The organism is Streptomyces sp. NBC_01571 (assembly GCF_026339875.1).
GTDB lineage: Bacteria > Actinomycetota > Actinomycetes > Streptomycetales > Streptomycetaceae > Streptomyces.
The window spans coordinates 2,254,306-2,276,869 of the sequence record NZ_JAPEPZ010000001.1 but is presented as its reverse complement, the minus strand read 5'-3'; the positions used below and the strand labels follow the sequence as shown (position 1 = coordinate 2,276,869).

General features: G+C 68.5%; 21 protein-coding genes, 1 pseudogene and 1 riboswitch. Of the genes and pseudogenes, 17 read left to right on the top strand and 5 right to left on the bottom strand.

What is annotated here, in order from left to right:
- Positions 1–201: 201 nt before the first annotated feature.
- Positions 202–390: a hypothetical protein gene (locus OHB41_RS10265; RefSeq protein ID WP_266697527.1), complete on the top strand. Its 189-nt coding sequence runs from the start codon at positions 202–204 to the stop codon at positions 388–390.
- 167 nt (positions 391–557) lie between these two features.
- Entirely contained in the window at positions 558–818 is a 261-nt protein-coding gene (locus OHB41_RS10260; RefSeq protein WP_266697526.1) for a hypothetical protein, read from the top strand.
- Between the two features lie 389 nt (positions 819–1,207).
- On the opposite strand, the gene OHB41_RS10255 is transcribed toward OHB41_RS10260, so the two are convergent.
- The 4 genes from OHB41_RS10255 to OHB41_RS10240 form a co-directional block, all read right to left on the bottom strand.
- On the bottom strand, positions 1,208–1,387 hold the full coding sequence (locus OHB41_RS10255) for a hypothetical protein (RefSeq protein WP_266697525.1): 180 nt from the start codon (positions 1,385–1,387) through the stop codon (positions 1,208–1,210).
- Between the two features lie 246 nt (positions 1,388–1,633).
- Positions 1,634–1,759: a UDP pyrophosphate phosphatase gene (locus OHB41_RS10250; protein WP_266706566.1), complete on the bottom strand. Its 126-nt coding sequence runs from the start codon at positions 1,757–1,759 to the stop codon at positions 1,634–1,636.
- 8 nt (positions 1,760–1,767) lie between these two features.
- The gene (locus OHB41_RS10245) at positions 1,768–3,168 is read right to left on the bottom strand and encodes an integrase (RefSeq protein ID WP_266697524.1); all 1,401 of its coding nucleotides are present in this window, start codon (positions 3,166–3,168) and stop codon (positions 1,768–1,770) included.
- Positions 3,169–3,535: 367 nt separating this feature from the next.
- On the bottom strand, positions 3,536–3,892 hold the full coding sequence (locus tag OHB41_RS10240; RefSeq protein WP_006378952.1) for a helix-turn-helix domain-containing protein: 357 nt from the start codon (positions 3,890–3,892) through the stop codon (positions 3,536–3,538).
- A 937-nt stretch (positions 3,893–4,829) separates the two neighbouring features.
- Here OHB41_RS10240 and OHB41_RS10230 point away from each other — a divergent pair.
- Together OHB41_RS10230 and OHB41_RS10225 are read left to right on the top strand one after the other, a co-directional pair.
- On the top strand, positions 4,830–5,723 hold the full coding sequence (locus OHB41_RS10230; protein WP_266697523.1) for a carbon-nitrogen hydrolase family protein: 894 nt from the start codon (positions 4,830–4,832) through the stop codon (positions 5,721–5,723).
- Positions 5,724–5,875: 152 nt separating this feature from the next.
- Complete coding sequence (locus tag OHB41_RS10225) at positions 5,876–6,715, top strand: SDR family oxidoreductase (RefSeq protein WP_266697522.1); 840 nt, start codon at positions 5,876–5,878, stop codon at positions 6,713–6,715.
- 358 nt (positions 6,716–7,073) lie between these two features.
- Here the strand turns inward: OHB41_RS10225 and OHB41_RS10220 are convergent, their stop codons facing one another.
- Positions 7,074–7,487, bottom strand: coding sequence for a hypothetical protein (locus tag OHB41_RS10220; RefSeq protein ID WP_234490834.1), 414 nt, complete (start codon positions 7,485–7,487; stop codon positions 7,074–7,076).
- A gap of 144 nt (positions 7,488–7,631) precedes the next feature.
- On the opposite strand from OHB41_RS10220, the gene OHB41_RS10215 reads away from it, so the two are divergent.
- The 13 genes and pseudogenes from OHB41_RS10215 (at position 7,632) to metE (ending at position 22,524) form a co-directional block, all read left to right on the top strand.
- Entirely contained in the window at positions 7,632–9,086 is a 1,455-nt protein-coding gene (locus OHB41_RS10215; RefSeq protein WP_266697521.1) for a site-specific integrase, read from the top strand.
- Positions 9,086–10,813, top strand: coding sequence for a hypothetical protein (locus OHB41_RS10210; protein ID WP_266697520.1), 1,728 nt, complete (start codon positions 9,086–9,088; stop codon positions 10,811–10,813). The genes OHB41_RS10215 and OHB41_RS10210 overlap by 1 nt, the downstream gene beginning before the upstream one ends.
- A 65-nt stretch (positions 10,814–10,878) precedes the next feature.
- On the top strand, positions 10,879–12,555 hold the full coding sequence (locus OHB41_RS10205) for a hypothetical protein (protein ID WP_266697519.1): 1,677 nt from the start codon (positions 10,879–10,881) through the stop codon (positions 12,553–12,555).
- Positions 12,556–12,582: 27 nt separating this feature from the next.
- Positions 12,583–13,686 carry a tyrosine-type recombinase/integrase gene (locus OHB41_RS10200; RefSeq protein ID WP_266697518.1) on the top strand — a complete coding sequence of 368 codons (1,104 nt, stop codon included), beginning with the start codon at positions 12,583–12,585 and terminating at the stop codon, positions 13,684–13,686.
- Between the two features lie 14 nt (positions 13,687–13,700).
- On the top strand, positions 13,701–14,048 hold the full coding sequence (locus OHB41_RS10195; RefSeq protein ID WP_526024906.1) for a helix-turn-helix domain-containing protein: 348 nt from the start codon (positions 13,701–13,703) through the stop codon (positions 14,046–14,048).
- Positions 14,045–16,477, top strand: a complete 2,433-nt coding sequence (locus OHB41_RS10190; RefSeq protein WP_266697517.1) for a site-specific integrase — start codon at positions 14,045–14,047, stop codon at positions 16,475–16,477. Before OHB41_RS10195 ends, OHB41_RS10190 begins: the two co-directional genes overlap by 4 nt.
- 26 nt (positions 16,478–16,503) lie before the next feature.
- On the top strand, positions 16,504–16,770 hold the full coding sequence (locus tag OHB41_RS10185; RefSeq protein ID WP_266697516.1) for a hypothetical protein: 267 nt from the start codon (positions 16,504–16,506) through the stop codon (positions 16,768–16,770).
- A gap of 29 nt (positions 16,771–16,799) precedes the next feature.
- Positions 16,800–17,213, top strand: coding sequence for a transposase (locus tag OHB41_RS10180; RefSeq protein WP_266697455.1), 414 nt, complete (start codon positions 16,800–16,802; stop codon positions 17,211–17,213).
- An 86-nt stretch (positions 17,214–17,299) separates the two neighbouring features.
- Positions 17,300–18,271: pseudogene (locus tag OHB41_RS10175) on the top strand (IS3 family transposase); the annotation flags it as partial.
- Positions 18,220–18,639, top strand: a complete 420-nt coding sequence (locus OHB41_RS10170) for a GNAT family N-acetyltransferase (RefSeq protein WP_526025039.1) — start codon at positions 18,220–18,222, stop codon at positions 18,637–18,639. The pseudogene OHB41_RS10175 and the gene OHB41_RS10170, both read left to right, overlap by 52 nt.
- 129 nt (positions 18,640–18,768) lie before the next feature.
- Positions 18,769–19,272, top strand: coding sequence for a hypothetical protein (locus tag OHB41_RS10165; protein WP_266697514.1), 504 nt, complete (start codon positions 18,769–18,771; stop codon positions 19,270–19,272).
- Position 19,273: 1 nt separating this feature from the next.
- Positions 19,274–19,771, top strand: a complete 498-nt coding sequence (locus OHB41_RS10160; RefSeq protein WP_266697513.1) for a hypothetical protein — start codon at positions 19,274–19,276, stop codon at positions 19,769–19,771.
- A gap of 58 nt (positions 19,772–19,829) precedes the next feature.
- Positions 19,830–20,055: riboswitch (cobalamin riboswitch) on the top strand.
- Between the two features lie 150 nt (positions 20,056–20,205).
- The gene (gene metE, locus OHB41_RS10155) at positions 20,206–22,524 is read left to right on the top strand and encodes a 5-methyltetrahydropteroyltriglutamate--homocysteine S-methyltransferase (RefSeq protein WP_266697512.1); all 2,319 of its coding nucleotides are present in this window, start codon (positions 20,206–20,208) and stop codon (positions 22,522–22,524) included.
- Positions 22,525–22,564: the final 40 nt, after the last annotated feature.

Below are 22,564 nucleotides of genomic sequence, written 5' to 3'. Positions count from 1 at the left end.
CGCATCCCACGGGACCCGTCACGACCCGACGCAACCCGCACCGGTGGCGAGATTCCCTGGGGCCTGTCTGACAGGTCGCGTCACCGCCCCGCACCCCGCCAGCGATGTCACCCGAATGGCGCAACATGGCGTGCCACCCACATGGGTGAAGGTGAAGCTGACTAGTGCCCCAATCGAGGCATTCCGTGAAAGGGGAACCAAATGCGCATTCGACGAATCCTCGCCGCCGTCATCGCCACGGCAGCCCTCGCCGGACTCGGCCTCACAGGCGCCGCCACCGCCACCGCCGCCAGTCTCACCCCGGGTGAGTGCGAGCAGGGCGGCGGAACGGTCAACTGGGCGAACAACACATGCAGCGGTGGTTCGTTCGACGGGCAGATGGTCGACTAAACCCCACCAGGCGCCCCGCAGCCACGCGCTGCGGGGCGCTCCCGCGCGAGCGTAGCCGGGAGAGTCGCAGGGACCGTGCCGACCCGTCGGACACACGGGGTCCGGATCGGCCGGAAGCACATGGCGGGTGGGAACTCCTCATCTCGGCTGCCAACTCGCGGCTCGTCATGATGAGCGAAGGGACGGACTGGCGCACGCCTTTCGAGGGCGGCCCCGTTCCGGCTGACCGGATCCGCAACCGGCTGGGGCTCGGCTCGGGCGGTGGCCGACCGCCGAAATTCGACAAGTCCGACCACCGCGGGCGCCCCGCGGTCGAATGGGGCGTCAATCGTCTCAAGCGCCACCGCGCGGTCGCCACGAGATACGACGAACTCGCCGTCCGCTACGAGGCGACCGTGCTGATCGCCGTCCTCAACGAGCGGCTGTGAACCGCCTGATCAAGTCTTGAGCCCTGTCGTGCTCGTAGTACTCCGCAACCTGTGTGGGCGTTCGCCCGAAGCCGTTCGGCAACTCGGGGGCCGCCCCGTGCGCGAGGAGAATCGCTGTGGCCGCCGTGTTCCGGGGGTAGCCCGTCCGCAAGACGGCTCACAAAATGGCCACTTTCACAACGCGCCCTGGGACACCGGCCGTGGATCGTGAGCTCCGTCGCCGTGTCGCGACAGCCCACCCGGACGGGATGCGGCACCTGCCGGCCCGAGTGAAGTGGGGCGCTGATGCGCGGGCTCGGGCCCGGCGGACGGTCACCGCGCTCGTGCCGCTCCGGTCGCACGCGGTCAGTGCGCGCCGACCGGCACGACGTCCTGCGGAGTGGAGAGGGTCAGGCCGCCTCGATGACCTCACCGCGGATCGCTTCCGCCCACTTCACGACCAACAGCTCGTACTCCGCGCGCTCCTGGGCGGACAAGGAGCCACCGGCGCGCATCCACAGGGCGCGGATCTGCTCGTTTAACGCGGCAGCGGACCGCACGGAACCAGAGAACGCGAAGTCGGGGGACATGCGCACCAGCCTAGGGGCATGGACTGACACTGCGCTACCGGTCGGCTACTCATGCCGTATGCGCTTCGTCACGGCCCGTGGGGGCGCCGCCGCGGGAGGCCGGGACCAGACCCGGTCCGACGGCCACGGGTGACGCCGGCCGCCCTGCCCCGCCCCGCCACCGGGCGCGGATCGTGCGGGAGTCCTGGGCGCCCGCCCTGCTGCCCGTCACGCCCGTGACGCGACAAGCGCCGTGAAGCCGAATCGTCAGCCCGCCGACTCGGCGGCGTGGGGGCTCAGTCCGCCGGCCGCCACCAGGGCGATGATGACGATGCCGAGCGCGATCCGGTACCAGACGAACGGCATGAAGCTCTTGTGGGAGATGAACTTCATGAACAAACCTATGACCACTTAGCCTTGGCAGTCTTGACCTGCAACGCCATCCAGCCCGAAAGATCAACTGGGAGAGGACTGGGAGACGGGGGCGGCTCCCACCCCTCGGGGAGTGTGAGCACGAAGTTCTCCCACCGCGCCTGCAGCGTCTTCATGATGGCCTTCTCCATTGCCGGTGTCACGTTGGAGTACAACCCCTCGACGCCGGCCAGCTCGTGGCCCATCCGGGATTCAGTGGCGACGCGGCTGTGGCCGTCCTCATCGATCCACTCCTTGTGTCCGTGACGCATCAGGTACTGCCGCTTGTTCTTCCAGCGCTCCACGGCCGGCAACTCCGGCAGGGGACGTCGCGAGTCGACGGTCTGCTTCTGCCCGAGCCGTACCCGCTCGAATTCCTCCCTGGCGTCGCGCCCGTCAGCGAACTTCCTCCAGTAGTGGTAGGGGAAGTTCGCGTTGATGAGCGGGCCGTCATTGATTGAGGTAAAAACCCACTCGGGCTCCCGGCCTGCGAGCAGCATCTCCAGCAGCTCGGCCAGGAACGGCGGCACGACGAGTGTGCGCCGGCTCTCGTACTTCGGCACGTACAGGCCGGGCTTTCCTGTTCCTTCAAGGCGCTGATGCTGCCACTGCACGCGGATGGCCGGCATGAGGTCGGGGCCGTACCGTTCCAGGTCTTCGGCGTGCCGGTCCTCGCGGTCCTCCTCGTCGGGATCGTCCAACGGGTCGGAGGCAGGCCAGTTGGGGTGGCAGTACTCGGGGCGCAGCCCGTACAACTCAGCGGGCCGCATGCCGGTCATGGCAAACGTCCACACGTACACGTAGCCAGGGAACCCCCAGAACGAGAGGGCGTTGCAGGCGAGCTGGTGGACGTCCTCGATGCGCAGGTTGCGCTTCCGCTCGCGCGGCTTCTTCTTGTACTTGCCGCGCCGCCGCTTCTTCTTCTGTACGGGCGACGTCTGCCGGAGACCGTCATCGACGGCGTCGTCCATCATCATGCTGAAAATGAGCAGGATCTCGCCGCGGTAGCGGTAGCCGATGTGGTCCTGCTCCTTAAGCCAGATCTCCCAAGCCCGGCACAGAGATGGCTTGATGTCGGCAACGGCCATCTCGCCCCAGCGCGGCTCGATGTAGAGCCGGACGATGGACTCGATGTTCCTCTTGCGGAGGTGGCCGACGTCGAGAGTCTGCTGCCACGTCTTGACGTATTCGGTCATGAGGACCGCGCCGTCGCGACGGCTGATGTACCGGTCGTTGCGGATGTCCGACTCACGGTCCAAGCCGTACTCGAGGGCTTCTTCTTCGGTGTCGAAGCCGCCCTTGCTGTCGAAGATCCACCGGCCTTTGTCGTTCTTCTTGCCGGTGTTCCAGCGGACGCGGCAGAAGTTGCCGCGCCACTCGATGTAGGGCATCAGGTGTCTTTCTTTCTGGGCGGTAGGGGCAGAGCTCGGGCAGCTGAATGAGGCAGAAGTGTCGCGGGGTGTGGGACTGCGGGAATCAGGCATGCACCCCTTGGACGCGGCACGGCGCCTGGCGTGGAACGGCCTGGATACCCCCGCGACTCGGACCGTCCGCAACGGACACACCACCACTTGATGGGTCACGCAAGCCGCGTGGGGGTGGCGCACAGGTTGCCGGGCATGGGAAAACCCGCCCTGGTCCGGGAGTTTTCTCACGTCAGGGCGGGTCCGGCGGAGCGAGCCGACCTATGCGTTCCTTCGTCTGGGAGAAGTAGGTGGGGGTGAGGCTGCAGGTCGCGGCATACCCTTACGGATCGCTTCACGCGGCGGGCTTGAACCGGACGGTGGACGGCGTGGCCGGGCCGCTGCCAGTGGACTTACGTGGAGTGGCCTTGCGGCGGCGGGCCTTGGCCAGTGCCGACGGCCGGGTCATCTTGTGATGAATTTCCCGGATTTCGCGGCAGTCCTGGAGGCTGAACCGCAGAAATTTGCCGAAGCGGTGGTGAGGGAAGCCGCGCTGGTTGGCCCCATCTCGTAGCCACCTCTCGCCGCAGCCGATGACGCGGGCCGCCTCCCCTGGGTCGAGCGTCACCTCGCCCTGCTCAAGGGCCCGCATGGCCGCATCGATCATGGCCTTGCGCTCGGCGCCGGTGCGGTTCGTTTCGGGGCTAGTCATGGCACCTCTTCCGTTTGGGCTGTTGGGGTGCTGCGTCAGCTGGGAGGCACCCGGGCATGAAGCGAGCGCAGGAACTCGTACGAACTTGTAGACGGCTGGTCCTCACGTGTCAGCGCGGAGCGCACCTTAAGCTGCGGCACTGCCGACGCTGTGCTGCAGCGATGATGTCGAGTCGGTTCCCGGTGTGTGTCAAGTCCTCATGAGCGGTGCTCCGGTTCGCCTATCAAGGCTCACTCTGAAAGCCTAACGACTGGCGTATCGACTCGTCAATCAGATCTTCTGTCCTTCGGGTTAAGTCGCTACTCCCTCGCTATTGGCCTCCTGTTGAATCCCTCGGCTCCCGAATCTCTGTAGCTCGCCATGCATGTGAGCCTCGGTCGCATGCTGGTGGGCACGGCGCGCCGTGGAGTGACCTTTGGGGTCTATGTGGTCGCGCCCTGTTGCGGGGGTTCGCCGAGGGGCTTTGTGGGGGTGCGGGGGGAGCGGCGGGCGATGTCCTGGTGCACGGTGTGGCGACTGACACGGGCCGGCCGCCCACCGGACGTCTGACCCGCCCGGGCCTCCGTAGGTGCGCGTCAGCCGACGGCGGCGATCCGTTCGTGAGAACTTGAAGATCGACGTTGCCGCTGGCCGTCCCCTGGACTGCCTCGTCATCTACACCAAGTCCACGACGATCTGCCGGCATCGAGTACCCCGGCGGCACCACCGGCGCCGCTCCGGTCCAGAACGCCGGGTCTACGGCCGGGACTTTGTGTGGAAAGGGGCGCCGAAGGTCGACGAGGCACGTGGTCACGGTCTGGACGTGGGCCGACCCTCACTGCGGTCGGCGTGCCAGTTCACCGGTCACAGCCAGCGAACCGGACAGGAACTGCGCGGATCCGGCCGGGCCGGCCGGAGCTTCACGCCACGGCGGTGGAGATGCCATAGCGTCCACGTCATGGCGAGGACATTGCGGCTGGCTGTCGCGCAGAGCACTGTGCCGGAGGATCCCACCGACCGAGGCGCGCTGCGAGCGGCCGGGGAGGAGATCCGGGCCCTGATGGCTGAGGCCGTCGGCGCGGGCGCGCGCCTGGTGCAGTTCCCTGAGGGGGCGATCACCTACCCGAGCAAGCACGTGATGGCGGCCGCCCCGGACGGCGGCTTGACCCCGGCCGACTGGAGCCGTGCCGCTTGGGACGTCCTGCGCGAAGAGGCCGAGTCGATCGCTGCGCTGGCGGGGGAACTGCGGCTGTGGACGGCGTTCGGGTCGATCCACCCGCTCACACCCCCGAACCGGCCCCACAACAGCCTGTTCATCGTCTCAGACCGTGGCGAGCTGGTCGCGCGGTACGACAAGCGCTTCCTGTCGCACACCGAGGTCTCCTACCTGTACACCCCGGGCAGCGAGCCTCTGGTCTTCGAGGTGGACGGCATCCGGATCGGCTGCGCGCTGTGCGTCGAGGCGAACTTCCCGCCGCTCTTCGCTGAGTACGAACGCTTGGACGTCGACTGCGTCCTGCTCTCCGTGATGGTCGACGACGCGCCGCGGGCGCGGGTCGCCCAGGCCTACGGAACGCTCTACAACTACTGGCTCGGCTACTCCATCCCAGCCCAGTACAGCGCTACGGTGCCGTCCGGGATCGTGGCACCCGGCGGCCGGTGGTTGGCGCAATGCCCCGCCGACGGGCAACCCGCTCTCGTGGTCGCGGACATCGACCTCGACTCGACCGACCCGGACATCGACGTGGCCCTCCGTTACGCCCGGCCCTGGCGCCGTTCGGCACAGAACGGGCTCTACGACGAACATCTGGTAACCGGGGACCCACGAAGCGACACCCGCATGGCCTTCTGACACCACCCCGCCCACCTGCCAGTCATACCGCGTACAGAATCAGGGCCTCGTCACATGAGGGTCCGCTTGAACACCGCGACCGTCTCCAGGGGACGCGTGAGTTCTGCTGAAGCGGCTCTGGGCGGTGGCGCTCGCCCGTAGCGTGAGGCGGCATGACTGTGCTGATCATCGGCGGCAGCGGCTTCCTGGGGGGCGAGCTAGTACGCCAGGCGGTATCCGCGGGCCGTCACCCGGCCGCCACGTACCATTCCCGTCCCGGCGACTACGACGGGGCGGCATGGCACCATCTCGACCTTCGCGATCCCCTCCACCTGGAGGAGGTGCTCACCACGGTGGCTCCGGACGCGGTGATCAACGTGACGAGCGGCGGAGCGGACTGGACCATCACCGCCGAAGGCGGCATCCGCCTCGCCCTGACCGCGGCGGAGCGCGGTATCCGCCTGGTACACGTCTCCAGTGACGCCGTTTTCTCCGGCACGGGCCGCGACCGCTATGACGAGTCCTGTCTTCCGGACCCGCTCACCCCGTACGGGGCCGGCAAGGCGGCAGCCGAGACCGCAGTACGCCTCCTGTGCCCCGACGCGGCCGTCGCCCGCACCTCCCTGATCATCGGCAACGGCCACTCCGAGCACGAGCAGCTGGTGCACGCGCTGGCCGACGGCACCCGGCGGGGTGCCTTGTTCACCGACGACATCCGCTGCCCCGTCCACGTGACGGACCTGGCCGCCGCCCTGTGGGAGATCACCCGCTCCGACGCTGCCGGCGTCTTCCACCTCGCCGGCCCGGACGCCCTGAGCCGTCACGAGCTGGGCACCCTCATTGCGCAGCGGGATGGCCTTGACACATCGCTGCTTCCGGCCGGTCGACGTGCCGACAGCGGCCTCCCCGGCGGACTTTGCGTTCAGCTCGACAGCCGCGCCACCCAAAAGCGCCTGGCCATCCGCCTTCGCGGAGCCCGGGAGTTCCTCAGGCGTCAAAACCCCGACCGCTGACTCCGACCGCTCAGGGCCGGCGGGCCGGAGCCGAGCGTGATGGACGGTAGTTGGACGACCTTGCGAACGCGCCCAGGAACAGCACGCCGTGCGCGGCGACGGCCCGGGCGGGGTTGCCGTCCCCACGGCTCGGGCGACGGAGCGCGGCGGGTGGCGGCAGCCACCTTGGGCGGTGAGTCAGGGGGAGTCCCCGGGGCCCCAAGCGAGCGCGTGATCATCCGGGCAGCCGACCTCGACCCGCAGGACGCGTAGCTCGACACCAGTGGCCTGGGCGGTTTCTCCGGACGCGCTCCTTCCGGGCCGACCGGTGGATCAGGTTCGGCCTTCGGCCCTCCGCAGTGGGTTAGGACCTTCGCATTCAGGCGAGAACGCCGCTGCGCTCGGCAAGGCCGCGTAGCTCGGTCGATGTGGGCCCGAAGACCAGCAGGCCCGCGATCAGCGATTTCGTCGCTGGGCGGGCATGGGTCTCCTCGGGAGCGCATCGTTCCGCCGCCAGGAGGGTTCGGACGCAGTCGCTGCGGCGGCCGAGACGGTCGTAGGTGACGGCGATGTCACCGAGGGCGCGAGAGCGACGTTCGACGCTGGGCAGCGCCTTCAGCGAGATCTTGCGGGCAGCATCAAGCGCGGCCAGAGGATCACCCGCATGGTTTTCGGCGCTGATCCGGTGGAGCTGCACGGTGAGGGGGCTGAAGCCCCCGCCGTGGTCGCGAAGCATGGTGCGGCCGCCGAGTTCCGTGGCGATCGCGGCGGCCTCGTCCGTGAGCTCACGCATCCCGTCCCGGTCGCCCCGCCTGGCCAGGGTGTAGGACGCGCAAGTCGCTGCTTAATGCTCGTGTTGCTTTGTGTCCGCGCAACCCAGGGGTGAACTGGACAGTCTGTTGCATCAGAGCGAGTCGGATACCTACCGTCCCGCCTCATGCACCTGATCAACTTCTCCCCGGTGGGCTGGGAGTCCTGGGCCCTGGCGCATCAGCCGCTCATTCGCGACCAGATGCCGGTCCTGATCGACGATGACCTGGTCTTCGAGGATGCTCCGGGATCACCGCGCCCGACGGTGTACGTGAACCAGTGGCTACGGGATCTTCCTCTTAACGGAGCTCCGGCACAGCGGACTTGGGAGAACAACGCCGGTTGTCTCCGCGACTGGATGGTCTTCCTCAAGGAGCGGGGCGTCAGCCTCATGGGCGACCGGAGGGTCCTTCGCGCGGCTCTGAGCATGTACGCGCAATACCGGCTCGCCGGCCCCTTGGAGGCACGGTGGGACCACACCACCTGGAACCTGCATGTGGGGATCCTGTCGTACTTCTACCGGTGGGCCCGCGACGCGGGATTCCCCGTGACCGTGCCCTTCACCTACCAGGCCGGCAAGCGCATGGCGCAGGGGGTGCTGGTGGACGTGGAGCGCAACCTCGCGAAGGTGCGTCAGCCGCGCCCGCACACGACGATCAAGCACCTGGAGCGAGACTTCTCCGAGCTGTTCGTTCGCGCCCTGGAGGGGCTGGGGCCGGACGGAGAGCCAGATACCCGATACCGCCGGCCGCGCGAAGGCGCACGGAACTCCGCGATGGGCGGCCTGGTCCTCTCCAGCGGGCTACGGAAGAAGGAGTTCACGCACCTGACGATCTACGAGGTGCCACCGTTGCCTCCTCGTCCGACGACACTGCCGGTGCTGTTTCCCCTCGCACGTGCGATCACCAAGGGCGAGAAGGACCGCACGACGTGGATCCACTACGACCGGCTCGCCGCGATGCACCAGTACATCGTTCTCGACCGGTCGGCGTCAGCAGAGGGCTTCAAGTGGCGCCCACCGGCGAAATTGGGGCCACCGCTGCTGGTAGAGAACCCGGACTGGGAGGGGGCTCACTTCAACGGCGTGCGCAGGTCGTGGCGGAAGCTGCGGCCGCAGGAGCGCCTGTGCCTGGTGACGCCGGAGGGGCAATCGCCGCTGGTGGGCCTTCAGTCCACGGGCAAGCCGTTCGTGGACTGGGCGACGGTCTTCCGCCGTACCTCGGCCCGTATCCGCGAGCGCTATGAGCCGCGCTTCCCGACGGTAGCTCCGCATCGGCTCCGTCATTCGATGGCCATGCAGACCCTGGAGTGGCTGATGACCAGCCACTACCAGCGGGCCGCGGCATTGGTCTCGGACACCGGCGACGACGCGGCGATGGCCCTGTACCTACTGAAGAACGAACCCATGCTGATCTTGCGGGACCTGCTGGGTCACTGGAGCGTCCAGTCCACGGAGCTCTACATCGCTCGACTCGACGTGAACCGGATCTTCCGCGAAGCCTACAAGGCCACAGCTGTTGGGCCGGACCCGTCGGTGACGCGCGAAGTGGCCGACGAGTTCAGCGATGAGGAGACCGACTGATGCCCGCGACCGTCATCACGAACCCGTTGTCCGTCCACTTCATTCTGCCCGACGGCACGGAGTGGACGGCCAACCTGGAGGGCCTTCCGAACCCTCACCTGGCTCAGGACCTCGCACTGGGGCTCGCGGAGAACACCCATCCGACCGGCGCCATCGGCAAAAAGCGGGTCGCCGAATACCGGGCCGTCGCCCTTCGGCAGATGGTGAAGAAGCTGGCCGCTGCGGGATTCACCGGAGCGGCATCGGATCTGACCCGGCCTGTGCTCATGCGCTACTGGCTGGCCAGCACGCGTGCTCGGGAGTCGGAGACCCGCCTGCTACTCAAGGGCTTCGACCAGGTGACTGGTGGGCTGCACCCGGACGTTCGGACTTACCTCGAAGGGGCTCCGATCCAGGCCAACCAGGTCACCAAGGCCCACGAGGCGTACACCGACGGTGAGTGGGAGAGGCTGGAGGCAGCGTGCCGCAAGGCCGTGGACGACAGCTGGGCCCGCCACAAACGCCTGCTGGCCGAGGCCAAGCGGGGCATGGACCCTCTGGTCAGCGGACGGCACAGCGAGGAGGACATTGCCTGGTTGATGCTCCGCGACGGCCCGCTGTCGTTCGAGAACGGATATCAGCAATATGTGGGCGGATACGTACCGAGACGCTCCGTCGACCCCGTCCGCGCCACCGTGGGCAAAGTCCGGGAAGGGCTCTTCCCCACCCGATCCGTCCAGATCGCCTACGCGCTCCTCTTCGGCGTCTACTCCGGCGTAGTCCCCGACGGTATCGACGGCCTGGACCTCGACGGCATCGACTGGGCCGGCGACACGACGGTCCTGCTGACCTACCTCAAGGGACGAACGACGAGGGAGAGCCTGAACATCGCCGACCGCGCGGTGCACCTTCTGCAGCGGTGGCTGGAGTTCTCGGCGCCGCTGCGCCGGTTCGCTCCCGCCGCGTACCGTGACCGCCTCTGGATCGCCTTTGCTCTGCCGCAGGGATTCGTCGGCACGGCCCCGACTGCCCGGCCGCAGCAGGTACTCGTCCAGGACTTGGGCCTCATGGACGACACCGGCAAACCCCTTGCCGTCCACCGCGGCCGGATCCGGGCCACGTACGAAGAGCGGCTCGCCAGGAGAGGCTGGACCGGCCGGGCCACCATCGACCCGAACCACACACCCCGGACCGAAGGCGACCACTACGTCACCCCGACCACTCCGGCCCAGCTCGACGCCGTCGAGTCGGTCATCGAGGACGGGATGGCGGATGTGCTGCGCAAGGCTCTGCCGCCGGTCGTCCTGACGACCGCGAAAGCAGCCCAGTTCGCCGAGGAGTTCCCCAACGAGGTGAAGCGGCTCGGACTGGATGCCGCCGCGATCAGGGAACTGGTCGGCGGTGAACGGGACGTGTTCACCGCCGCCTGCGTCGACCAGCTGGCCGGCGTCCACGGGCCCGTCGGCCAGCCCTGGCCCGCACGCCCATGGGTCTGCCTGTTGTGCCCCCTGGCTGTCTTCCTACCGCGCCACGCCGCGAATTTGCTACGGCTGGACGCCTTCTTCGCCCGCCAGTTCCGGCAGATGCCCACCGAGAACTACCTGCGCGTTTTCGGCCCGTACGCCGACCGTCTGACCCGCGAGATCCTCCCCAAGCTGTCCGCCGAGGCGAGGACGAAGGGCGAACAGGAAGTCGCCAACGACGACGAGATACAGCTCCCCCTCCGGCCCGAGGAGATCACCGCATGATGCCTCGTCCTCCCGCGCCGGCCGCCCGGCCACGCCGTTCGGCCTCGGCCTTCACCGGCCTGGATGTGTGCGAGACCGCCGGACTGCGCCTGGCATCCGGTGCTGTGCGTGTCCTGTTCGACCAGGATCGATGGGTGCTGTCCGCTCTCCTCGACGCGCACCGGATGGTCAAGGACCACGAGCTGATCTGGGAGTTCACGGAGATCCGCAACCCGCGCTGGCGCACGGTGGCCAAGGAGATTCTCATGGCGCTGTTGGCGCCGCAGCACCAAGCCGTTCTTGAGTGCGCGCACGCGATCCGGTCGCTCCGCAGTCCGCGGACCTGCTTCCGGTTCCTGCAGCAGTTCACCGATTGGTTCAACTGGCTGACCAGCCACGGCATCACCCGCCTCGGCGATGTCACCCAGCATCTGTGCGAGCGCTACCTCGAAGAACGGCACTGGAGCGTGCCGGTCCCCGGGGAACCCCGGCGGCGCCTGGAACCCGACACCATGGCCGAGGTCGTCCGCGCTGTGCAGTTGCCCGTTCTCTACGGTGAGTTGCTGTCGAGCGACCGGTACGCCGAGGGCTTCGCCCCATGGGAGGGCAAGTCGGCCTCGGCCGTGGTGGGACTCAGCAAGAGCGGTGGCAACCGCGTCCCACCGGTTCCCGATCACATTCTGCAACCGCTGCTGGCCACCTGCCTGTACCTGGTCGACGTCGTAGGCCCGCTCCTGGCCCGCCTCCTCGACGAGGTCCGTGCGGATGCCGAATCCGGTCAGCGCCTGCCCGCAGTCACCAAGGAGCGCGTGCCCGCCGTGCGCCAGGTCCTCGCCCGCCTCAGAGCCGCTGGCGAACCGTTGCCGGCGCTCTCCATCGACATGGTGAACCGACGCGTCGGACGATTCGGAACGGATCCGCTGGCTCATCTCGCCTGGGGGCGGCTCGCGCGTATGGCCGGGGCCAGCGTCTTCAACGAGTACGCGCGCGAGCAGGTCCTGCCGGAGATCCGGGAGCTGGCCGTGGAGGTGGGAATCGAACGGCCTTGGGCGCGTCAGGCCGCACTTGTCGCCCGTGGGGACGACAGCGAACGCGTCCCGTGGACTGCCCCGTTGGGTGAGGAGGACCTCCAGCTCATGGCGAACTACGTGGTCACCGCCTGCCTGGTGCTGACCTCGGCGCTTTCAGGGATGCGGACCAGCGAACTGCTGGAGCTCTCGGTGGGCTGCCGCCGGTCCCGCAGCGTGCCGGCAGGGGGCATCCGGTACGGGCTCGCGGGCCGCCTGATCAAGGGGAAGCGCTTCGGCGGCGTGCCCGACGAGTGGGTGGTCATCGAACAGGTCGACCGGGCCGTCGCCCTCGCTGAACGGCTGGTGCGCCGCCCGCGGGGTGCCTCCCTGTTCGGCTCCGTCAGCCTGAGTGCCCGGGTACAGAATCTGCGTAGCTGGCTGGAGCGCACTGGAAACCGGGAGCGCTGGGGGCTTCCCGTGATCCCCCCAAGGCCCGACGAGCCCCAGGATGCTGCGTCGCACGCTCGCACTGTCGATCGCCGAGCGCCCCGGAGGACTGCTAGCGGCGAAGATCGCGCTGAAGCACATTTCAGTAGCCACAACCGAGGGCTACGCGGACCCTCGGGAATTGCATCAGACGGGCGAGAAGTCGCAGGTCGCCAGCTCACAGCGACGGCTTCGCGGTCTCCGACGTTACTACGAACTAGCGGTCTGAGCAGGCATGTTGCCGAGGCCATCCCGTTTGATGCATGATCTGCCCTCCAGAAGGGATGGTCTGGAGTGGTGCATCAGCAGAAGGTGGTCCTGGCCGGGTCGGCTCGCATGGAGCTCGTGTCCGGGGTGGTTCAGCTGCGTCCGGAGGACGCGATGTTCGACGCGATGCTGCGGGGCTGGCGGGCTCAGCAGAAGTCGCGAGGGCTGAAGGACGAGACGATCGACCCCAGGGAACGGCTCGTCCGCCGGTTCCTCGAGTTCGCGAACGACTACCCGTGGCAGTGGACGCCGGCCCACATGGACGAGTGGTCTGCCTCGTTGACGAGCGAGAAGCATTTGGCGCCGTCCACGCTCCGCAGCTACCAGGGCGACATTCGGCTGTTCACCGAGTTCCTCATCGATGGCCGCTACGGCTGGGGCCCCGCCTGCGAGGAAGCCTTCGGCGCCCACCCTGTGGCGGTCGCACACGAGTGGAACACCCTGCCCCACCTGCAGGACTACGAAGGCGACCCAGAAGCACGGCCGTTCAGCCGCGAAGAGCTGCAGCGGTTCCTCGACTACGCCGACGACCAGGTCGCACGCGCCGTGAAGTCCAAGCGCAAGGGCGCCCTCGCCGCCTACCGCGACGCCACCCTCTTCAAGGTCATCTACGGCTGGGGCCTCCGCCGGACCGAGACATCGAAGCTGGACGTGGTCGACTTCGGACGGAACCCGAAGGCTCGCCAGTTCGGCCGGTACGGCACGCTCAACGTCCGCTACGGCAAGGCAAAGAAGGGTCAGCCGCCACGTCGGCGGAACGTGCTGTCGGTGATGGACTGGGCCGTCGAGGCGGTCGAGGACTACGTCGAGAACGTCCGGCCGCGCTTCGGTTTCCCCGATCACCCAGCACTGTGGATCACCGAACGCGGGGGACGCCTACAGCCCAGTTCCATCAACGACCGGTTCGAGGCATACCGGGACGCCCTAAAGCTCCCAAAAGATCTAGTTCCGCACTCAATTCGTCATTCTTACGTCACGCATCTGACCGAGGACGGGGTGGACCGACGCTTCATCCAGCAGCAAGTCGGTCACGAGTGCGACAGCTCCACGGCCATCTACACGCACGTCAGCGACGACTTCATGAACACTGCCCTGAGCAAGGCCCTGGCCCCGGCGTTCGCCGGCGTCTGACGAGGAAGGACCTGATGATGGCCGCCAAGCTCGACTATCACTGGCACCTGCGCAAGGTCATGGCGGACCGCGGGATGTTCTCCACCACCGACCTCATCCCGCCGCTGAAGGAACGCGGCATCACGCTGTCGTCGAGCCAGGTCTACCGGCTCGTCGTCGAGCGGCCCGAACGCCTCAGCCTGAAGATCCTCATGGCCCTGCTCGACATCCTCGACTGCACCATGGACGACCTCATCGAACCCATCGCCGCTGCCGGCTCCGCGACGAAGCCGAAGAAGGCTGCCGCAGGCGGGACGTCGGTCTCCGAAGGAGTAGGCGATCTGCGGCCCCGGCGGGCCCGGATCAGCGGAGTCGACCGGTGACCGGTCTTGCCGAGGAGGTCGTCGCGGATCCGGTCGGCCTGGTCGTGCGGCTGGTCGGGAACGTCGAAAAGCACCTGCCCGCCGAGCGTGTCCGCGACATCGTCCTCACAGTCGTACGCGCACGAGCGGGCCGCCGCAGCCTCGCCCAGGCCCTGCACGACGACCCGTCGCTGCTGCGGACCGGCCAGCCACCGGCGCCCTACTGCGTCGCAAAACTACTGATGTCCCTGCACGACGCCGGCGCCCAGGACGTCGCACTGCCCCGCTGCGGCGAGTGCGGCCGCGCATGCCGCTACGTCGGCAGCAGCACCGGAGGACGATGGGGCTGCTCACCCTGCTTCGACAAGCCAGCCATCTGCGCGGGCTGCCACGAAGAACGACGCGTCGTCAGCCGGGACCGCAACGGCGAGCCCCGTTGCCAGAACTGCCCCGACACCGACGGCGATCCGATTCGGGAACTCACCGAACTCATAACGAACCTCGATCCCGCACTCGATGCCGACGCGATCCTGACCGCGCTCGGATGCGCCACCGTCCGGCCCGCCGGGCAGCGCCGCCTGGCCTGGGCCGTCGTCGCCCGCCCCGAGCTGCTGACCGGGGCCGGTTACGAAGCCCCTACTCCTGCTGCCCTGCGGTTCATCGATGAGCTCGTCGCGGCCGGGGCGACCAAGGTCGTCCGGCCGGCCTGCCCGCGCTGTTACGGGGTGAAGGCACTGTCCAAACTGCTGGAGGGCAAGAGGATCTGCCGGGCCTGCTTCGCCCGCCACGCGGCCGTCCCGTGTTCCGGCTGCGGCGCCGTGCGTGAGCCCGCCACCCGCGACTCCGAGGGCCGGCCGCTGTGTCCGAACTGCATGATCAGACAGCCCGACAACCTGGAGGAGTGCGTCGGCTGCCGCCGACGCATGCCGGTCGCGAACCGGCTGCCCGACGGCCCACGCTGCAACAACTGCCGACCGAGGATCACCGCTGAGTGCGGCATCTGTGGACGGACGGTGCCCTGCGAGATGTCCCGGGCCACCGGCCAGCCGTGGTGCGAACGCTGCCAGCACCGATGGGTGGCCTGCAGAGGCTGCGGCACCGTCGCCCAGGCCCGCGGCGGCACCTGGGAGGCGCCGTTGTGCGCGAAGTGCACCAACCCCGACCCCGACTTCTGGGGCCGCTGCCCGGTCTGCACCACCACCTGGCAGCTCAGTCCCCGCCCCTGTCAGCGATGCGTCCTCGACCAGCAAGTACGCGACCTCCTCGGCAACGCCACCGGAGCCCTCCGTCCCGAACTCGCCCCGTTTCGCGAGGCATTGACGAGTGCCGAGCGCCCGGACGTCGCCATCGCCTGGGTCTCCCGCTCGAAGGCCCGCGACCTCCTCGAGCGCATAGGACGCGACGAAAGGCCCGTCACCCACGAGGTCCTCGACGAACTCCCCCCAGGCAAAGTGCTGGCCCACCTGCGCAGTGTCCTGGTCGCGACCGGCACCCTCCCGCCTCGTGACGAACGGCTTATCGCCCTCGAGAAATGGATCGCCGAGACAGTCCAGGCCCGCACCGATCTCGCCGAGCGCCGGATCCTGCACGGCTACGCGGTCTGGCACCACATGCGTCGGCTCCGACGACGCCTCGGCGAAGGCCACGCGACTCGACTCCAGGATCTGAACGTTCGCTGCCACGTCACCGCAGCCGACAGCTTCCTCACCTGGCTCAACAGCGAAGGGCTCACGCTGGGGACCTGCACCCAGCCGGACCTGGAACGTTGGATGGCCGATGCCACGGTCAGCTACCGCGACGAGACCGGCCACTTCGTGCGCTGGTCGGTACAGCACCGGCATGCCCGCGGACTCACCTACGGCACCCTCCGCTGGACAGGCCCACAGGGCGTCATCGACAGCGAGAAACGCTGGGCCGACGCCCGGCGCCTCCTCAACGACGACACACTGCCGACCCCAGACCGCGTCGCCGGACTGCTGCTGATCCTCTACGCACAGAAGATCGCCACCATCAGCCAACTCACCGTCGACGACGTCCACATCGACGGGGACACCGTCTCCATCACCTTCGGCACCTCGCCAGTCGTCCTCCCCACACCACTGGCCAGCCTGGTCCGCGAGCTCGTCACGACCCGCCGCGGCAAGGCCAAGATCGGCACCCCGGACGACGTTCCCTGGCTGTTCCCGGGCGGCCATCCAGGGCTCCCCCTCACCGACAGCCAGATCGGCAAACGCCTTCACCGAATTGGGATCCGGCCCAAACAGGACCGTTCCACCGCGCTGTTCACTCTCGCCACCGAAGTCCCCGCCGCGATCCTCGCCCGGATGCTCGGAGTCCACATCAAAGTCGCCGTCCAATGGCAGCAAGCATCAGCCGGGGACTGGGCCGCCTACGCCTCAGACGTCGCCCAGCGGAACCGTGACCAGCACAACTCGAAAGCCCAACCTTGACCGACCCGAAAGCGAGACTTCCCGTTATGACCAGTACGAACACCCCTGTCTTTCACCAGATCGTCCGCCCGCACGAGATCACAGCAGAACTGAAACGCGAACTGATCGACTGCTGGATCACGGTCACCAACGCCGGCGGGGCCGCCGGGTTCCCCTTCCCGCCCGTCGACACAGACCACGTCACTCCCGTCGCCGACCGGCTCATCGCCGACCTCGATCCCGATAGCAGCCGACTCCTCCTCGCCCCTCTCTGTCAAAGTAGATCGAGTCAGGCATACTGGATGATTCATTGAGTCGAGGGCGGAGAAGGAGTAGTGCCCGGGTGGCCAGCACGAATGACCACGGGACCCCTGATCCGCAGGTAGAAGCCCGTTCGACCGGTCCGCGCCGGTATACCGCGGAGTACAAGGCGAGAATCCTCGCGGAGTACGAGACGTTGGACAAGAAGGACAAGGGCGCTCTGCTGCGGCGGGAGGGTCTGTACTCGTCGTTGATCACGACGTGGCGGCAGCAACGGGACAAGGGCGCCCGGGACGCGCTCGCCGCGTCGGCCGGACGGCCGAAGGCGGACCCGAGGGACAAGGAGATCGCGAAGCTGAAGGCGGAGAAGGCCCGCCTGGAAGCCGACCTCGCGAAGGCCCGCACCGTCATCGAGGTCCAGGGAAAACTCTCCGCGCTGCTCGACCAGTTCGCCACGGACAGCGCCCCGAACAGGAACGGCGAGAAGAACCGGTGACCGGGGCCCAGTTCGCGGCCGTGGCGTTCAACACCGCCCGCAACCAGGCTCTTGAAGAGCTCACCGGGCTGGTCGGACGCGTCCAGGCATGCGCCGCGCTCGGCGTGAGCCGTGCCACCTACTACCGCCGACACCGCCGAAGCCCCGCCCCGGCCAAGCCGCGGCCAGAACGGCGCCGACACCCCCGCGCTCTCGCGCCCGAGGAGGAGATACGGGTCCTCGATGTGCTCCATTGCCCGGAGTTCGCCGACATGGCGCCCGCCGAGATCTACGCGGTGCTCCTGGACCGGGGTGTCTACCTGTGCTCGGAGTCGACGATGTACCGGCTCCTGCGACGGCACGGCGAGGTCCGTGAACGCCGCCGCCAGGCCGTCCACCCGCCCCGGACCGTTCCCGAGCTGGTCGCCGAGGGCCCGAACCGGGTGTGGAGTTGGGACATCACGAAGCTGAAGGGGCCGGTCAAGGGCGTCTACTACTGCCTCTACACGGTCATCGACATCTTCAGCCGCTACACGGTCGGCTGGATGATCGCCGCGCACGAGAACAAGGACCTCGCGGAGCGGTTCCTGTCCGAGTCGATCGCCAAGTACGGTATCGAACCAGGACAGTTGACGATCCACTCGGACCGCGGGTCCCCGATGGTCGCGCAGAACGTTGCCCAGATGATGGCCGGTCTCGGCGTCACCAAGTCGCATTCGCGGCCGAAGACGTCGAACGACAACCCGTACAGCGAGAGCCAGTACAAGACCCTGAAATACCGGCACGACTTTCCCGAGCGTTTCGGATCCCTCGAGGACGCCCGGGCGTGGTGCACCCACTTCTTCACCTGGTACAACGAGGAGCATCGGCACTCCGGAATCGGCCTGCACACGCCCTACGACGTGCACTTCGGTCTCGCCGAGCAGCTCCGCGAGATGCGTGCCGACGTCCTCCAGGCGGTCTACGCGAAGCACCCCGAACGCTTCGTCCGCAAACCACCCGAGCCCCCCAAGCTCCCCGCAGCGGCCTGGATCAACCAGCCGGCACCAGACGGCCCACTGATCCCAGCACAGCGTTAAAACGATCTACCTGCCTTGATCGCTTTGACAGGTTCCGCGCCGTCATCGACGGCAGCCTCGCTGGCTGGCTGAACATCCGCCGCGACATAAGCCCGGTCGTCGCGCACTGGGGCACCATCAACCACCTCCAGAGCCACACCAGTTTCCGCGGTCGCTCTATCGGCACTGCGCTGATGAACCGGGCCCGTGAGATCGCCCGCGACGAGATGAACCTCAAGCAGCTGCACCTCGCTGCACGGGGCGGGGTCGGGCTCGAAGACTTCTACGGCCGTCTCGGCTGGAAGGAGATCGGACGATGGCCTGGCGCCCTTCGGCTCGCTCCAGATGACGACCGCGACGAGATCCTCATGATCCTGGCGCCGCTGTGATCCGTTCCCGCCTCCCCGCCGGGAGGGTATTCGGACGGTTCCAATACCCGACTCCACCATTAGACCCGCCCCGGAGGGTCCCAGCGCCATTTCCACGCCGAGATGCACACAGCCGAGGAAGAGCACCACATGAAGCTGACCGTACAGGCATTTCGCGACGCGCAGGCGGGAATCATGCCCGCCGGTCCTGGAGCTCGCGGTCTGATCGACGCGCTGCGCCATGTGGACGCCCAGCTCAAGGACGCGGCCCGGACCGACCCGAAGGTCCTCACCGACGACCGCCACCTGGAGAGTCTCCTGCGCAAGCTGGCGAAGACGCTGCACATCGGGCCGGCCAACTTCTGCTGGTTTCGCGATCCGTCCAAGGCTCTGTGCCTGCGTCTGGCGGGAACCCCGGACGCGACACGTCCCCTGGTGGGGCTGTGCGACTCGGCCCGCTGCCCCCAGGCCACCCACCACCGCAGCCAGCGGCCCGTGTGGATCGGGACGATCACCACGATCGATGCCCTCCTGGACAGCCCCCGCATCGCCAAGGGTGAGAAGGCCCGGCTGCTGCCCGAGCGCGAACGGGCCACGCGGGTCGTCGCCGAGATCGACGCCCACGCCGGGACTGCCCTCGAGGAGGTGGCCTGAGATGGCACGGCTCACCGAGGACGACAAGGACCGCAACGAGGCCGCGATCCGCACGGCGATGGACCAGATCCTGAGCGGGAACCTCCCGCCCGGTGGCAAGGCCGATCTCAAGACCCTCGCCGCGCTGGCCGGCGTCGCCCGGACCGGCTTCTATCCCAGGAGGAACCGCGACAACTCCCCCCGGCCCGGTGCCTACCAGCATCTCGCCGAGGAGTTCGAGCGGCGGGTGAAGCAGCTCCAGGACGCCGGAGAGATCGTCGACCCCCGCACTGCGCAGATCGAACGCCTCAGGACGCGCAACGCCGAGTTGAGGGAACGGCTCACCAGGCGCGACGAGAAGATCGCAGAGCTGACCGAGTTCCAGACCCTGGCGATCTCCCGGCTGGCCGCCCAGCACGAGGAGATCCAGCGGCTGCGCACGCAGCTCGCCGCTGACGGCACCGTCCGCAGCCTCCACACCCCTGCCAGCGGCACCGCGCCGTACGGGTCCTGCAGTTGAGGCCATCTCGGCGCGGGCGACGGTGCTCCCACGGTCGCCCGCCCCCTCGGTCCGGTGTGTACGCTGACCGTGCAGCTGGTTCGCCCTGCCCGCCAGGCAGGCGCGTCGTAAGAGGGAACCCGGTGGGAATCCGGGACTGCCCCGCAGCGGTGAGCGGGAACGACCGCCGTCATACGCACTGGGCCTGGAAGCGACGGGCCCGGGAAGCGACGGCCAGTAGGTGCCTCGGAGAAGAACGAGGCGTGCCCGTGAGTCCGAAGACCTGCCGCTGCCCGCGCGCGGACGGCCGTGCGCGGAGATCCCGGTGACCTCGTGGGCGGGTCGGCGTACATATCCGGCGGGCACGCGTGTCGTGGCTCGTCCGGTCTGTCGTCCCTTCGCGTCTGCGCACCCTCCGGGGTCGCTCTCGTCCAGAGCTCGCGAAGGAGAGTTTCGTGACAGCCAAGTCCGCAGCCGCGGCAGTACGGGCCACCGTCCACGGTTACCCCCGGCAGGGGCCGAACCGGGAACTGAAGAAGGCGATCGAGGGCTACTGGAAGGGCCGCGTCAGTGCCGACGCCCTCCAGGAGATCGCCGCCGGCATCCGCCGCGCCAACTGGCGGCATCTGGCCGACGCCGGCGTCCACGAGGTCCCGACCGGTGACTTCTCGTACTACGACCACGTCCTCGACACCAGCGTCATGGTCGGCGCGATCCCCGCGCGGCACCGCGCCGCCGTCGACGCCGATGCCCTCGACGGGTATTTCGCCATGGCCCGCGGCACCCAGGACACCGCGCCGCTGGAGATGACGAAGTGGTTCGACACCAACTACCACTACCTCGTGCCGGAGCTGGGCCCGGACACGGTGTTCGCGGCCGACTCGGCGAAGCAGGTCGGTGAGCTGAGGGAAGCCCTGGCGCTGGGGCTCGCCGCCCGGCCCGTCCTCGTCGGCCCGGTCACCTACCTGCTGCTCGCCAAGCCCGCCTCCGACGCCCCGGCCGGTTTCGACCCGCTCACCCTCCTGGACCGGCTGCTCCCGGTGTACGCCGAGGTCCTCGCGGACCTGCGCGCGGCGGGCGCGGAGTGGGTGCAGCTGGACGAGCCCGTCCTGGTCGAGGACCGCACCCCGGCCGAGCTGAACGCCGCTTCCCGCGCCTACCGCGACCTCGGCGCCCTCCCCGACCGCCCGAAGCTCCTGGTCGCCTCCTACTTCGACCGCCTCGGCGACGCCCTGCCCGTGCTCGCCAAGGCCCCCGTCGAAGGACTGGCCCTGGACTTCACGGAGGCCGCCGCGGCCAGCCTGGACGCCCTGGCCGCCGTCGGCGGACTGCCCGGCAAGCGGCTGATCGCTGGGGTCGTCAACGGCCGCAACATCTGGATCAACGACCTGGCGAAGTCCCTGTCCACCCTCGGCACGCTCCTCGGGCTCGCCGACCGGGTCGACGTCGCCGCCTCCTGCTCGCTCCTCCACGTCCCTCTCGACGCGTCCGCCGAGCGCGACATCGAGCCGCAGATCCGGCGCTGGCTGGCCTTCGCCCGGCAGAAGACCACCGAGATCGTCACCCTCGCCAAGGGTCTCGCCCAGGGCACCGGCACCATCACGGCCGAACTGGCCGCCAACCGCGCCGACCTGGCCTCCCGGGCCAGTTCACCGATCACCCGCGACCCCGCCGTGCGCGCCCGCGCCGCGGCCGTCACAGCTTTCGACGCCCGCCGCTCCTACCCGTACCGCCAGCGCGCCGCCGCCCAACGCGCCCATCTCCGACTGCCGTTGCTGCCGACGACGACCATCGGCTCGTTCCCGCAGACCGACGAACTGCGCCTCGCCCGCGCCGACCTGCGCACCGGGCGAATCGACAGCACCGGATACGAGGAGCGCGTCAAGGCCGAGATCCAGGAGGTCGTCTCCTTCCAGGAGAAGACCGGCATCGACGTCCTGGTGCACGGCGAGCCCGAACGCAACGACATGGTCCAGTACTTCGCCGAGCAGCTCACCGGCTACCTCACCACGCAGCACGGCTGGGTCCAGTCCTACGGCACCCGCTACGTCCGCCCGCCGATCCTGGCCGGCGACATCTCCCGCCCCGAACCGATGACCGTGCGCTGGACGACGTACGCCCAGTCCCTCACCTCCCGCCCGGTCAAGGGCATGCTGACCGGGCCGGTCACCATGCTCGCCTGGTCCTTCGTCCGCGACGACCAGCCCCTCGCCGACACGGCCCGCCAGGTCGCCCTCGCCCTGCGCGACGAGGTGAACGACCTTGAGACAGCCGGGACTTCGGTCATCCAGGTCGACGAACCGGCACTGCGCGAGACCCTGCCGCTGCGGGCCGCCGACCGCCCGGACTACCTCGCCTGGGCCACGGACGCGTTCCGGCTCACCACCAGCGTCGTGCGGCCGGACACGCAGATCCACACCCATATGTGCTACGCCGAGTTCGGCGACATCGTCCAGGCCATCGACGACCTCGACGCCGACGTCATCAGCCTGGAAGCCGCCCGCTCCCACATGCAGGTCGCCCGGGAGCTGGCGGCGCACGGCTACCCGCGCGAGGCCGGGCCGGGCGTGTACGACATCCACTCCCCGCGGGTGCCGAGCGTCGCGGAGGCCGCCGACCTGCTGCGCACCGGCCTCAAGGCCATTCCCGCCGAGCGCCTGTGGGTTAACCCCGACTGTGGTCTGAAGACCCGCGGCTGGCCCGAGGTCCGCGCCTCCCTGGAGCACCTGGTCGCTGCGGCCCGGGAGGTGCGCGCCGAGCTGTCCACAGAGTGACGCACGCGGCGGACTGTCCGCCGACCGGCGCGGGTAACCC

Bases quoted from the DNA above. Each gene is read 5' to 3' on its own strand.
- OHB41_RS10230 (WP_266697523.1), top strand. From the start codon at position 4,830: ATGGCGAGGACATTGCGGCTGGCTGTCGCGCAGAGCACTGTGCCGGAG.
- OHB41_RS10255 (WP_266697525.1), bottom strand. From the start codon at position 1,387: ATGTCCCCCGACTTCGCGTTCTCTGGTTCCGTGCGGTCCGCTGCCGCG.
- OHB41_RS10260 (WP_266697526.1), top strand. From the start codon at position 558: ATGATGAGCGAAGGGACGGACTGGCGCACGCCTTTCGAGGGCGGCCCC.
- OHB41_RS10245 (WP_266697524.1), bottom strand. From the start codon at position 3,168: ATGCCCTACATCGAGTGGCGCGGCAACTTCTGCCGCGTCCGCTGGAAC.
- OHB41_RS10185 (WP_266697516.1), top strand. From the start codon at position 16,504: ATGACCAGTACGAACACCCCTGTCTTTCACCAGATCGTCCGCCCGCAC.
- OHB41_RS10240 (WP_006378952.1), bottom strand. From the start codon at position 3,892: ATGACTAGCCCCGAAACGAACCGCACCGGCGCCGAGCGCAAGGCCATG.
- OHB41_RS10225 (WP_266697522.1), top strand. From the start codon at position 5,876: ATGACTGTGCTGATCATCGGCGGCAGCGGCTTCCTGGGGGGCGAGCTA.
- OHB41_RS10195 (WP_526024906.1), top strand. From the start codon at position 13,701: ATGATGGCCGCCAAGCTCGACTATCACTGGCACCTGCGCAAGGTCATG.
- OHB41_RS10220 (WP_234490834.1), bottom strand. From the start codon at position 7,487: ATGCGTGAGCTCACGGACGAGGCCGCCGCGATCGCCACGGAACTCGGC.
- OHB41_RS10165 (WP_266697514.1), top strand. From the start codon at position 18,769: ATGAAGCTGACCGTACAGGCATTTCGCGACGCGCAGGCGGGAATCATG.
- OHB41_RS10215 (WP_266697521.1), top strand. From the start codon at position 7,632: ATGCACCTGATCAACTTCTCCCCGGTGGGCTGGGAGTCCTGGGCCCTG.
- OHB41_RS10160 (WP_266697513.1), top strand. From the start codon at position 19,274: ATGGCACGGCTCACCGAGGACGACAAGGACCGCAACGAGGCCGCGATC.
- OHB41_RS10250 (WP_266706566.1), bottom strand. From the start codon at position 1,759: ATGAAGTTCATCTCCCACAAGAGCTTCATGCCGTTCGTCTGGTACCGG.
- OHB41_RS10210 (WP_266697520.1), top strand. From the start codon at position 9,086: ATGCCCGCGACCGTCATCACGAACCCGTTGTCCGTCCACTTCATTCTG.
- OHB41_RS10265 (WP_266697527.1), top strand. From the start codon at position 202: ATGCGCATTCGACGAATCCTCGCCGCCGTCATCGCCACGGCAGCCCTC.